Source organism: Niveispirillum sp. FG156 (genome assembly GCF_057809555.1).
Genome location: NZ_JBMDKE010000034.1, coordinates 1 through 12,865, shown reverse-complemented (window position 1 = coordinate 12,865; position 12,865 = coordinate 1). Strand labels below are relative to the sequence as shown.

At 64.5% G+C, this 12,865-nt stretch carries 11 protein-coding genes; 2 read left to right on the top strand and 9 right to left on the bottom strand.

Annotation, left to right across the window (positions count from 1 at the left end):
* Positions 1 to 29 precede the first annotated feature (29 nt).
* The 4 genes from ACODSP_RS20190 to ACODSP_RS20175 form a co-directional block, all read right to left on the bottom strand.
* Positions 30 to 527 carry an SRPBCC family protein gene (locus ACODSP_RS20190; RefSeq protein ID WP_488967346.1) on the bottom strand — a complete coding sequence of 166 codons (498 nt, stop codon included), beginning with the start codon at positions 525 to 527 and terminating at the stop codon, positions 30 to 32.
* Between the two features lie 52 nt (positions 528 to 579).
* Positions 580 to 1,026 (bottom strand): MarR family winged helix-turn-helix transcriptional regulator, encoded by a 447-nt coding sequence (locus ACODSP_RS20185; protein WP_488967345.1) that lies wholly within the window; start codon positions 1,024 to 1,026, stop codon positions 580 to 582.
* A 177-nt stretch (positions 1,027 to 1,203) separates the two neighbouring features.
* The gene (locus ACODSP_RS20180) at positions 1,204 to 4,101 is read right to left on the bottom strand and encodes a response regulator (protein WP_488967344.1); all 2,898 of its coding nucleotides are present in this window, start codon (positions 4,099 to 4,101) and stop codon (positions 1,204 to 1,206) included.
* A 106-nt stretch (positions 4,102 to 4,207) separates the two neighbouring features.
* The gene (locus ACODSP_RS20175; protein ID WP_488967343.1) at positions 4,208 to 5,830 is read right to left on the bottom strand and encodes a diguanylate cyclase; all 1,623 of its coding nucleotides are present in this window, start codon (positions 5,828 to 5,830) and stop codon (positions 4,208 to 4,210) included.
* Positions 5,831 to 5,933: 103 nt separating this feature from the next.
* Between ACODSP_RS20175 and ACODSP_RS20170 the strand changes: the two genes are divergently transcribed.
* Positions 5,934 to 6,314 carry a response regulator gene (locus ACODSP_RS20170; protein ID WP_488967342.1) on the top strand — a complete coding sequence of 127 codons (381 nt, stop codon included), beginning with the start codon at positions 5,934 to 5,936 and terminating at the stop codon, positions 6,312 to 6,314.
* A gap of 42 nt (positions 6,315 to 6,356) precedes the next feature.
* On the opposite strand, the gene ACODSP_RS20165 is transcribed toward ACODSP_RS20170, so the two are convergent.
* From ACODSP_RS20165 to ACODSP_RS20145, 5 genes are all read right to left on the bottom strand, one after another.
* Entirely contained in the window at positions 6,357 to 7,964 is a 1,608-nt protein-coding gene (locus ACODSP_RS20165) for a carboxylesterase/lipase family protein (RefSeq protein ID WP_488967341.1), read from the bottom strand.
* Positions 7,965 to 8,048: 84 nt separating this feature from the next.
* Positions 8,049 to 8,366 (bottom strand): helix-turn-helix domain-containing protein, encoded by a 318-nt coding sequence (locus ACODSP_RS20160; RefSeq protein ID WP_488967340.1) that lies wholly within the window; start codon positions 8,364 to 8,366, stop codon positions 8,049 to 8,051.
* Positions 8,363 to 8,701, bottom strand: a complete 339-nt coding sequence (locus tag ACODSP_RS20155) for a type II toxin-antitoxin system RelE/ParE family toxin (RefSeq protein WP_488967339.1) — start codon at positions 8,699 to 8,701, stop codon at positions 8,363 to 8,365. Before ACODSP_RS20155 ends, ACODSP_RS20160 begins: the two co-directional genes overlap by 4 nt.
* Before the next feature lie 44 nt (positions 8,702 to 8,745).
* Entirely contained in the window at positions 8,746 to 9,261 is a 516-nt protein-coding gene (locus ACODSP_RS20150; RefSeq protein WP_488967338.1) for a DUF6702 family protein, read from the bottom strand.
* A gap of 11 nt (positions 9,262 to 9,272) precedes the next feature.
* A complete protein-coding gene (locus ACODSP_RS20145; protein WP_488967337.1) occupies positions 9,273 to 11,759 on the bottom strand; it encodes a M1 family metallopeptidase in 2,487 nt (828 codons plus the stop codon).
* Positions 11,760 to 12,051: 292 nt separating this feature from the next.
* Between ACODSP_RS20145 and ACODSP_RS20140 the strand changes: the two genes are divergently transcribed.
* Positions 12,052 to 12,822 carry a 4'-phosphopantetheinyl transferase family protein gene (locus tag ACODSP_RS20140; protein ID WP_488967336.1) on the top strand — a complete coding sequence of 257 codons (771 nt, stop codon included), beginning with the start codon at positions 12,052 to 12,054 and terminating at the stop codon, positions 12,820 to 12,822.
* Positions 12,823 to 12,865 lie beyond the last annotated feature (43 nt).

Here is a 12,865-nt window from a genome sequence, read left to right as displayed (position 1 = left end):
CCATCAATCATCAGCTGAAGCGCCTAGTATTATCCCAACGCCGCCTTCGCGTCGCTCAGATAAGTTTCCAGATTGCGCGTATGCCCGAACATATAGCGGGAGAAGAAGCGATAGACCGCGCCATAAACCTCTCCCTCCTCAGTAATGGTCAGGCGCGTGCCCGTCCCCTCCGGCGTCAGCACGAAAATCCAGCGCCCACCGAAATCCAGCTTCTCGCCCGTGATCCGGCGAACCAGACGGGTTGCCTCCACCCGCTCTTCCTCGCGGAAGGTCAGGCTCATATGCCCGTAATCCTCCGTCCACAGCATCTCGCCGGATGCGGCCTGCACCCCGCTGCTGGATTTGACGGACGCGCGCCAGTCCGGATAGGCGCCATAATCCGTGATCAGCCGCCAGACCTTGTCCGGCGCCGCTGACAGCACAATCTCCCGGCTGGCCACATGCGATTGCGGTGACAGCGCACCCAGCAGATAGGCAACCCCGCCCGCCGCCACAATTAACCCCGCGATCAGCAGCAGCCACTTCATGGCGCCCCCCGCTACAGCCTGTTTCCGGTACACAAAACCGCTCTCAAGGTACCTATCCGGGGGCCGCCTCCCCCGCCGCTTTTGCCAGCAGGGCCAGCCCGTCCGCCACCTGCTGCCGCTCCGCCGGTGACAGCAGGCTCAACGCACCCGTCAGCCGGCCCCAGTCCAGCGGGCTGTTGGCGCGGCGGATGCGCAGCCCCGCCGGCGTCAGGATGATCCCCTGCCGGCGGCGGTCATTGGCATCGGCGACCCGCGCGACATAGCCCAGCGCCTCCAGCTTGGAGAGTTGCACCGATATGGTCCCCGGCGTGACCCCCAGATGGCGTGCCAGATCACCGACCAGCGTGGCCCGATCCGCCGACAGATGGTTCAAGACCGACGCAAGATGGCTGGTCAGCCCCGTTCCAGTCACCGGGTCTGCAACATGCCGCGTGTGGCAGGCAAACCAGATGCGGGGATAGGAGTCCAGAACCTGCGCGGCGGCTTCCTCAATCTCCATGCACCATCGTCCAATTACTTTGATTTGTCAAAACAAAAAATTTGACGCCACCCCAGCATATCCCGACCGCCGGGCCTTTGCCATGTCGCCGGCTGAAACATTGAGAAAATCCGCCGCCCCGGCGAAGATCGGGAAAGCAATAAAGGAATAGTGATCTCAACAGTCGTCAACGCCGCTCTACGTCGCCGCGCGCACCGCAGCCGCCAGCCTGTCCCAGGTCGCGGGCGCCAGGGCCAGAAGCTGGTCACCAAGCCTTGCCACGGTGTCCATATCCGCCTCGCGCAGGGCCTGTTCCATATCGCGGCCCAGCCGGACCAGCGCCTTGCACCCGAACCCGCCGGAGGTGCTGATCATATCGTGGATATCGCGGCCCAGGGCCACCTTGTCCCCGCCATCCAGCGCCTTGCCGATACGGTCCAGACGGGCATGTGAATTGTCCAGGAACTGGCCCAGCAGCCGCTCAAAGGCGACGGCCCCCATCATCTCCCGCAACTGACGGACGGTGACCAGATCCAGGTCACCCACCTCCACCGTCACTGCCGGTTCCGCCAGGGCGGCGGCGGCCCCTGCCGCCCGGCGGCGATCCAGCCAGGCCCGCACCTTGGCCAGGAATTCCTGATATTCCACGGGTTTGGAGATGTAATCATCCATGCCCGCCGCGCGGTATTCGGCCTCCACCCCCGTCATGGCATTGGCCGTCATGGCGATGATGGGGATGCCGCCGCGCGGCCCGCCCAGGGCGCGGATGCGGCGCGTGGCCTCCAGCCCGTCAACGACGGGCATCTGCACATCCATCAGCACGAGATCGTAATCCCGCGCCTCCAGCGCCGCCACCGCCTCCCCGCCATGATTGGCGACATCGACACGGTGGCCGGCCCCGGTCAGCATATGCAGCGCCACCTGCTGGTTCACATAATTATCCTCGGCCAGAAGGATGCGCGCCCCTTCGCCGGCCAGCGCCACCACGGCGCCGGTGGGCGGCGCTGGCACCGGCTTCTCGGCAACCGTCACAGGCTGCCCACCGCGCAGCACCGCGATCAGGTCCTGGCGCAGCACGGGCTTGTCCAGCGTGGCATTGATGGCCGCCGGCCCCGCCGCCACCCCCGTCATGGACCGCAGCATGATCAGCCGCGCCCGGGGCAGCATCCCGCGCAGCCGCTGCGCCACGCCGGTCCCGGCTTCCGCCACCACGCCCAGGTCCAGCAGCACAATGTCGGGCGACAGCAGGCCCGCCGCAATCTCCGCCACCCCGTCGTCGGTTTCCTCCACCCGCACCCGCAGGCCAAGGCGCGACAATTCACGGGCCAGCGGCGCCCGCACGATCCCTTCCGGCACCAGCAGCAGGGCCAGCTTCCCAGCAAGATCGGGCAGCGGGGCCGGATGCACCGCGGCCTCTTCCGCCGCCGCCAGCGCGATGGTGAACCAGAAGGTCGATCCCGCCCCGACGGTGCTTTCCACCCCGATGCGCCCGCCCAGCAGACCCACCGTCTCCCGGCAGATGGCCAGACCCAGGCCGGTACCGCCGAACCGCCGGCTGACGGAACTGTCGGCCTGCACGAATTTCTCGAACAGCCGGTTCACGGCATCGGGTGGAATGCCGATGCCGGTATCGATGACCTGTGTATCCAAGGTCAGGACGCCGCCCGCCCCCTCATGCACCGCGACGCTGACCGTGACCCCGCCCTTGGCCGTGAACTTGATGGCATTGCCGATCAGGTTCAACACCACCTGCCGGATGCGGGTCGGGTCGCTGACGGCGGTGCGCCGGGCCGACGGGTCGATATCCAGGACTAGCTCGATCCCATGCTCGGCCGCCTTCGGCGCCATCAGCAGGGCCGTCTCCTCGAACAGCTTGGCCACATCGAATTCGATATGTTCCAGCGTGACCTGATTGGCCTCCAGCTTGGAAATATCCAGGATATCGTTCAGCAGGCTCAGCAGCAGCTTGGCCGATGATCCCACCAGTTCCGCCGAATGCCGCTGTTCGGGCGTCAGGGCCGTGGTCAGCAGCAAGGTGTTCATGCCGATGATGCCATTCATCGGCGTGCGCAGCTCATGGCTCATATTCGCCAGGAATTCGGACTTGGCGCGGTTGGCCGCCTCGGCCTGATCTTTGGCGCGGGTCAGTTCCACCTGCGCCTGGGTCAGCTCACGGTTGGTCTTCTCCAGGGCGTCGGCCAGGGCCGCCCGCGCCTCCACCAGCCTTTTATCCTCATGCGCGCGTTCCAGTTCCCGCTCCTTGGCGCGGAACTCCATGGAAATGCGCAGGTTTTCCTCATGCAGCAGCTTGCGCCGCAGCAGGGCGCGGATACGCGCCTTGATGATCTCGATATCGTTGGATTTGGTGACGTAGTCGTCGGCCCCGGCCTCCAGCCCGCGCATCAGGTCGGTCTTGCTGTCGCTGGCCGTCAGCATGACGATCTGGAACAGTTCCTCGCGCCGCCGCCGCACGCCATCCAGGCGGCCGCACAGCTCCACCCCGTCGATCTCCGGCATGTTCAGATCGACGATGATGCAGTCGAAACTTTCCGTTTCCGCCCGTTCCAGGGCCTCCTTGCCCGACAGAAGCGGGACGACATCATGCCCCTCCTCCTCCAGAATCCCGCGCAGGAATTCCAGGAAGGTGGGGCTGTCATCGACGATCATCAGCCGGCATTGCCGCAGCGCCTGGGCCGAGGCATGGAAATCCGTCCCCGGTCGGCGTTTCAACAGAGCATGGATGCGGGCCGGCAGCAGGTCGCTGTCGGCAGATTTCCGGACATAGGCGTCGGCACCGCTTTCAATGCCCCGGAACTCCGCCTCCGCCGTCACCTCATCGGTCAGCATGATGATGGGTAGCTGGCGCGTGCGGACATTCAGGCGGACACGGCGGATGAACTCATCCCCGCTCATGCGCGGCAGATGGTAATCGACCAGCAGCGCATCCGGCAGGGCGCCGTTCAGCTTTTCAAGCGCATCCTCGGCTGTGGCGCATACATCTGCGGTCCAGCCCTGGGCGGCCAGCGTGATTTCCATCTGCAATGCCTGCGTGGGGCTATCCTCCACGATCAGCAGATGTGGCGCCTCTGTGCTCATCCGGCCCCTTGCCCCGGCTACACCCGTGCACCCGCACGGTTGCGGGCCCTCCCTTTCCTTTTAAGCACTTCCATCGGCGGTTGCCACCCCGAATGCCAGGAAAGGCTCACGCAGAGGCGGAGATGGAGCCGGAAACATGCACGCGGTCACGCCCGGCCCGCTTCGCGAAGTACAGCGCGGCATCGGCGGATAGATTCAGGGATGACAGATCGCCCGTCTCGGTCAGGCCGGCCACGCCGGCGCTATAGGTGATATGGAAAAGCTTGTCATCGGCCCCCCGGAAACCCACGGCATGAAAGGCCTTGCGCAGATTATCCAGAATGAGGGCCGCCTCATGCGGGGTGGTGCGGGGCAGGATGACGGCAAATTCCTCGCCCCCGTACCGGCCCACAATGTCGCTGCGCCGCAGTCGCTGGCGCAGCAGGCGTGACAGCGACCGCAGCACCCGGTCACCCGCCGCATGGCCATGTTCATCATTGACGCGCTTGAACCGGTCGACATCGATCATGGCGAAAGACAGGGGCACCCCTTCGCGCCGGGCCCGCGCCACCTCGGTCGCCAGATGCTCCTGAACCATGGCGTGGTTCAGGGCGCCGGTCAGGCTGTCGCGCGCCATCATGGCCTGAAGTTGGCGGGCGCGGCGCACGCGGGCGCGCACCTGTTCCACCAGCTTGGCTGCCTTGATCGGCTTGCGCAGCAGATCCTCTGCCCCCAGGTCCAGCGCCAGCCGCTTGTCGGTCAATTCCTCATCCGCCGTCAGGAACAGGATGGGCAGCGACAGCATCCCTTCCTGCTGGCGCAGCACGGCGGCCAGTTCCAGACCCGAACAGCCCGGCATGCGGTTATCCAGCAGCAGAAGATCGGGCAGGAAGCGGCGGATATGGCCGATGGCCCGTACTGGATCGGCCAGCACCTCCACCTCCATGCCGGCTGCGCCCAGCGCCCTTGCATATTCGGCGGCGACCAGGGGGTCATCATCGACCAGCAGCACGCGATAGGGCCGGGCACTGTCGCGCCCGATGATCTGGTCCAGCCGTTCGGCCAGGACCGCCGGGTCCACGGGCTTGACCAGATAACCGGCACCACCGGCCCGCACCGCCGACAGCCGCGCCTCGAAATCATCCCGGCCCGATAGAAAGATGGTGGGCGGAACCGGCCCTTCCGCCGACAGGCTGGCGACGATGTCGCTGCCGGCATCAGTATCGGGGCCGCAGATGATGTCGACCAGCATCGCCTCGGGCGCGCAGGTCCGGACGGCATCGGCGAAACTGTCGGGATCGGCAAAGGCGATGGCGTGATAGCCATAGGGGCGAAGCTGGACCACCAGTTCACGCGCCTGCACCGGATCATCTTCCAGAAGATAGACGGTGATTTCCTCGGCGCGTACGCTGGTTTCCTCCTCCGATATCTCCGGAACCGGGCTGGTCGCCACCTGTTCGCCCAGACGCAGGGCAAGCGCCAGGGCCGCATCGATGCGGGTGGCCGCTTCCTCCTCCCCCGCCACCAAGGCGCGGGTCGCCTGATCCAGCTGGCGGGCGGCCTCCGCCAGCTCCGTGAAGCCAAAGGTGCTGGCCGATCCGATCAGGCCATGCGCCAGACTTGAAAGCCGGCGCGCATCGCCCGCCGCCTGCGCCAGCGCGGCCAGACGCTCGGGAAGCATCAGTACATATTGTTCACGAATTTCCCTTTGCCGGGTCACAACGGAAACAGAGGGATACGGATCGCTCATCGACGGTCCAGCAACAGGCGGTGGTTTGTAAATGCATTCTATGCTGGTACCAATAAGCCTGTCGAGGCGTAGAACCTGCCTTAAAGGTTGGGTTGGAGACGGAATGACGGAACTCTGCCGGGTCCTTTATGTTGATGATGACCCCGACCTGCGATCCATGGCCGAACTGGCCTTGGGCACCGTCGGCGGGCTGGTGGTGACGCTGTGCGCCGATGGGGCGCAGGCCCCGATGCTGGCCCGGGACAGTCAGGCACAGATGGTGCTGCTGGATGTGGTGATGCCGGGACTTGACGGCCCCGGCACCCTGGCCGCCCTGCGCGCCGACGACTTCACGGCTTCCCTGCCCATCCTGTTCGTGACGGCCAAGGATACCGACGCCGAACGCGCCGAACTGCTGGCGCTCGGTGCCGCCGGTGTCATCACCAAACCGCTGGACCTGATGGGCATGGCGGCACAGGTGAAGGCCATCTGGGCGGGGCGGTAACCCCGATACCAAGCGTTGAGCGCCCGGCGTTTGAGGGTCGCATTAAGTCCCGAACTGCACAAACGGCACCGCGCTGAACAGCCGGCGTTCCGCCCCGCGCGGGTCATCGACCAGTTGGCATTCGCTGTTCAGCACCATGGTCTGCCGCCGCGTCAGGTCATAGGGTGCCCAGGCCGGCAGCCCCCTATGATTGGGGTCGCCCTTGCGGGCCAGCGCGATGAAGGCATCGGCCAGCCGGCCTGCCATGTCCTGCGCTTCCACACCGTCGCCCGTAGGGCTGCCGGGCAAGCTGGCATTGTCGAAGGCCAGCGGGATATCCAACATATGATGCGCGCCCCATTTGCCGCCATCGCGCGGGGAGGGGAAATCCAGCTGATAGGCCCATGTGGGTGCCGCCCCCGGCGCCTGCTTGGCCCGCGCCTCCAGCTCCTCCACCGCCCCGCGCCAGGACCGGCCCGCCGTGGTGGCGGCAAAAAACACGTCCGACGGGCTGTAATGCGGGTAAAGCCGACGGTACTCGGCAATCACGATCTCTGGCGCAATATCCACCCGCATGGCGGGGAACAGCTTCTCCGGCAATGCCTCCCAGGTCAGGGTGAAGGTGGACGCATCGCCCCCGCCGATCAGGTTGCGCGTCTCGTCATGGGTGTTGCCGATGATCATCGGGATGGTGGCGGATAGTGCCGGCGCGTCGGGGAAGAAGGGATGGCGCGGCAGATTGCGCCCATCCAGGACCGGGCCGGCATAGACACCACCCGACCCTGCCACCGGGTCCACCGCCTTCAGTCCGGCCTTTACCTGCTCGACCGGCATGGTCAGCAGCGCTTCCGCCCCCGCCCTGTCGGCACCCAGGCCCAGCTGTTTCAGGACCGCCACGGCGCGGGACGTGGCATTGCGCGGGCCGCCCGCCGTCACTTGCTGCCCACTCATGGTGGCAACCTTGTGGAACAGGCCGCGTGCCGCCGGCATGGCCATCAGGGTGGCGATCTTGGCCCCGCCGCCCGACTGCCCGAACAGCATGACATTGCCGGGATCACCGCCAAACCCCGCGATATTGTCCCGCACCCATTGCAGGGCCAGGATCAGGTCCAGCTGCCCCACATTGCCGCTATCGGCAAAGCGCGGATCATCCAGCCCGCCCAACCGCGCCAGATAGAGATAGCCGAACAGGTTCAGGCGGTGATTGAGGGTAACCACCACCACATCGCCGCGCCGGGATAGCCGCGTGCCGTCATAAAGCACGTCCGACCCCGACCCGTTGGCATAGGCGCCGCCATGGATATAGACCATGACAGGCCGCTTCGCCGCATCGCCCAGGCCCGGTGTCCAGACATTCAGGAATAGGCAATCCTCCGACTGCCGTTCCTCCTTCGATCCCTGCGGGCTGGCATTGCCATACTCCACCGCCTCCACCACGCCCTTCCAGGGCTGCGGCGGCAGCGGAGCCTGAAACCGTCGCGCCGCAGTATCGGCGCCATAGCGCACACCCTTGAAGACCTGGATGCCCTCGACGGTACGACCGCGCACCTTGCCGGCAAGCGTCTTCACCACCGGCCCCTTGCCCGTGGCCGCACCCGCCGGCCCCGCCACCACCAGCCCCGCCGCCCCAGCCAGCAGCAGCGACCGCCGCGTCAACTCCATCCCGCGCATTCCATCCCCCCTTTTTTTGGCGCGCTGAGAATAATTGATACCGGTGTCAATGCGAAGCCTTATTGGTGGCCGGCAGATGCCGGATCATGCGGCAGGTGCCTGCACAGCCGGGCGCAATCGCACCGATATCTCAACACCCGCATCCAGCCGGTCAAGGATCGTCAGCAAGCGGTCAACGGTAAAACGCTGCAACCGCGCGTTCCGGATGCGGGAAAAATCAGCCGCCGCAATGGCGGTGGCTGCCGCTGCCTGTCGAACCGTGAGACCGCGCCGATCCAACACCTCAATGATCGCGGTGGCCAGTTCGGCCTTCAACTGCCAGAGACCCGCGTCCGGCAGGCTCAAATCGGCAAAGACATTGCCGGAGCCAGAGACAAGTTCAACATCGTCCTGTCCACTCATGACAACATCTCCTTCAATCGCCGCAACCTCTGACGGACAAGGTCAATATCCTGCAAAGCGGTCTTGATACCGCTCGCCGACTTCTTCTGGAACGCATGCACAACCCAGAGATCACTGCCGATCCTTACGGCATAGACAACCCGATAGGCGTCACCACGCTTATTAAGGGCAATCTCGAAGACGCCATCCTCGAATCCCTTCAATGGCTTGGCGATGTCGGCCTTTCCGCCCATGGCGGCAATCCCAAGCGCCGCAGCCATATCCAACCGTGCATATTCAGGGAATCCCTCAAAATCCTTGAGGGCCGCCTTGATCCAAGAGATTTTCCGCGTCATCCGCATCAATGCATGTTGTCACTTTTGACAACACTGCACAACCCTTACCCCAACACCACATCCTTCTCCCCATCCCCGCCCAGGAAGGTGAGCGTGCGGATGCGGCCTGGATCGCCATACAGGTCGAAATTGACCTGATTGATCTGCACAGGAAACACATCACGCAAGATCATGTTGCGCACCGACAGGCGGTCGGGCGGCGCCGTCATGGGCATTTCCTGATAGACGCGGACCTCTTCTCCGTCCAACTCCGCCCCCAGCAGTTTCAGCGCCAGGGAAGGCCCGCCCGGCAAAGTCAGGGCGAACCGCGCTTCGACATAAAGCGCCAGCCGCGCCCGATCCTCCAACTGCGACAGGTCGGGCGTGGGCATCTTCACGATCTGGTTCAGGGCCATTTCGGCATCATGGGCGTGCAGCGTGTGCTCCACCTCCAGAACGCCGCCGGTCCGGTTCAACCGGACCAGGGTCAGTGCTGCCTTGGCGCGATGGGCGCGGGCCATTGGCGCCACGCCCAGCAGCATGCCTGCCCCGGCCAGCGCCAGAACCCGGCGCCGGTCCATCGTCACAATCCTCACTGTTGTCCCCCGGCGGGGACCAGGGGCACTTCCTTGCCCGGCTCCGCCTTGCCATCCGCGTCCTTCTTGGCCTTCAGCTCGACCAGCATGTCGGCCATCAGGTCCTTGTCCTCATCCTTCATCTTGTAAAGCTCCAGACGGGACGAGGCGATCTTGCGCGGATAGGCGTTGTTGGCGACATTGGCGTCGGCAATCTCCTGGCGCGGGTCCAGCTCAATACCCACCACTTGGCGGGGGCGGATCAGCATCTTGGTCACAGCCTTGCTGTTGTAACGCCATATCTCCGCCGGGATCATCACGAACTCCGTGGTCCCGTCGGCATAGGTCAGGCGCAGCGGCAGCGGCATGACCAGACCGCCCTTATTGGCGAAATCGACGAAATAGACCCAGTCACCATCCTTCTCGGCCCGCGCCAGCGCCTCACGCTCCCACGGGTCCAGCCCTTCCACCATGTCCGCGAACTTGTTGCGGTCCTTGTTGCTGGGCGTGAATTTGTCATTCTCGTTATAGAAATCCTTCAGGTCCGGCTCCCGTTCCAGCAGGGTTTTCAGACCCTGCTCGCGGTTATGCACCTGGGCCAGCGGCTCGGCATTTTCGCGGCGATATTCTTCGCGCTGCAACGGCTTCTCAATATCGGGATTGCCGGTGGAGATGCGGTATTCCCGCACCCCGGCCAGATCGATATCGACATGGTCGGTCGTATAGAACCAGCCGCGCCAGAACCAGTCCAGGTCGATGCCCGACGCATCCTCCATGCTGCGGAAGAAGTCGGACGGGGTCGGGCGCTTGAACTTCCAGCGCTGCGAATACTCGCGGAACGCATGGTCGAACAGTTCGCGGCCCATCACCGTCTCGCGCAGGATGGTCAGGGCCGTGGCCGGCTTGGTATAGGCGTTGGGACCGAATTGCAGCACCGAATCCGACTGGGTCATGATCGGCACCTGACCCTGGCTGGTCATGTAGCTGGTAATCTCGGCGGGCAGGTTGGGATTGCGGCGATGCTCGCCGAAATTCTCCTCCCATTCCAGATGCGCGATATTCTGGACAAAGGTGTTCAGCCCCTCATCCATCCAGCTCCATTGCCGTTCATCCGAATTCACGATCATCGGGTAATAGAAATGCCCGACCTCATGAATGACGACGCCGATCAGCCCGTACTTGGCATTGGCCGTATAGGTGCGCTTGCCCGTCTTCTTGTCGACATTGGGACGATATCCGTTGAAGGTGATCATCGGATATTCCATGCCGCCACCGTCCCAGGTATTGACCGACTGGGCCGTCGGGTACGGATAGGCAAAGGAATATTTGCTGTAGGTCTTGATGGTGTGTGCCACGGCCCAGGTCGAATATTTGGACCAGAGCGGTTCGGCCTCGTTCGGGTAGAAGGACATGGCCAGCACGGGGTTGCCTGCCGGATTGTCCTGGGTCACCCCCATCGCGTCCCAGATGAACTTGTTGGAACTGGCAAAGGCGAAATCGCGGACATTCTTGGCCGCAAAGCGCCAGGTCTTGGTCGCCTTGTCGGTGTCCTTCTCGTTGGCCAGGGCTTCGTCCGGCGTCACGATGAACATGGGCTTGTCGGCCTTGGCCGCCTTGGCCAGACGGTCGCGCTGCGTGGCCGTCAGGACATCGCCGCCATTCTGCAATTCGCCCGACGCGCTGACCAGATGGTCGGCGGGCACGGTGATGGCGACATCATAATCGCCGAATTCCAGGGTGAATTCGCCCCGGCCCAGAAAGGCCTTGTGCTGCCAGCCGGCATAGTCGGTATAGGCGGCCATGCGCGGGAACCATTGCGCGATGAAGAACAGGTCCGTGTTGTTGTCACGGAAATGCTCATACCCGCTGCGCCCGCCGACAATATCCTGATTGATGATATTGTACGCCCATTCCACCTTGAACCCGACCGAGGCACCAGGGGCCAGGGGGCGGGGCAGGTCGATGCGCATCATGGTATCGACCACCGTGAAGGGCAGCTTGCGGCCCCCGTCATCGGTGACGCTGGCGATCTCCATCCCGTACTTGATGTCTTTCAGGGCCTGGACGCGCGCCAGCGTGCCATAGCTGATCTGGTCGCCGCCATCCTTGGCGGGGCTGGCCGTGCGGGTCAGTTCGGCGATGGACTTGTCCTTGTAGATATTCTGGTCCAGCTGCAGCCACAGGTACCGCAGCGTATCGGGGGAATTATTGTGGTACTGCACGCTCTGCTTGCCCGTCAGGCGCTTGGCGGCGGCGTCCAGCTTCACCTCAATCCGATAATCGGCGCGCTGCTGCCAATATTGATGGCCCGGCGCGCCCGATGCGGTGCGGTAGGTATTGGGGGTGGGAAGGTCGACCTCCAACTGGCGGAACTTGTCCTGCCAGTCGCCCTTGGTCTGCACGATAGCATCGGCTGCTGCCCTGTCCGTCGTTGCGATCGTGGCCGACAACACCAAAGCCGTGGCCGTCACCAGGCGCGCCACCCGTCCCCGCCAGTACCCCATCAATACCCCCAACGTCACGGCCGGGTCTCTTGTCCGGAAGGACCCGCTGCCGACAAGGGTCTGATAATGCTCGGGCGCCCAAATCCCGCAAAGCACAAACAGGCGCAGAACCGGCGGAATATTGTAACGGTTCGGTAACAGGAGAACGGGCGGATCATCAATCTCAGCGGCGGCAAGGGCCCTGGCCCTTCGGGAATCGCGGGGCGGCCTTCACCCAGCGTCGGGGCTTCTGTCCTTACCAAAGCGGCATGAACCGCCTATCATCCGCGCTTTCTGGAAACGGGGGCATCGTATGCGGGACGGGTTTGCCATGCGTGGCGACTGGCGACATGACGTGATCGTTGTGACCTTGGCCGTTGATGGCCTTGGCACGCGGGATCTGGCGCCCCTGTCGCACACGCTGGACCGGGCGGAACGCGACCGCGCGGCCCGTTTCCAGTTTGATGCCGACCGCAACGCCTATATCGCGGCGCACGGCCTGACCCGCCTGTTCCTGGGCGCCTGGACGGGCCGCGCCGCCGGTTCGCTGGCCTTCAATGCCGGCCCCTATGGCAAGCCGGTGCTGGTGCGCGGCGGCGCCTCCTTCAACCTGTCGCACACCCGTTCCATGGTGGCCGTGGCCGTCGCGGCACAGGGGGAGGTGGGCGTGGATATCGAACCGCTGGTGCCCAACCGCACGGTCGAACTGGATATCGCCGACCGTTGGTTCTCGCCCCAGGAAGTGGCGCAGATCGCCGCTGAGGGGGATGAGGATGCCAAGCGCACCCGCTTCATGCGCATCTGGAACCTGAAGGAAGCGGTGATCAAGGCCACGGGCCGGGGCCTGTCGCAGGAACTGGCCGCCTTCACCGTCACCCCGCCCAAGGCTGATGCCCCCCCCGTTCTGACGACGGAAGAGGAATGGCTGCGCGCCGGCGACTGGCGCCTGTCGCAATGGGATGTGGACGGCCATGTCCTGGCTGCGGCCAGCCTGAACGGCCCCCCCGGCACGCTCCGCCACCTGCGCGTCACCGCCGACGGTCTGGCCGCCTTGGCCGACGGTGCACCGATTCTAGTGCATTGACTCATTGAAGAGATGCAGGGGTGCATCGGAGTTTTTCGAGAAT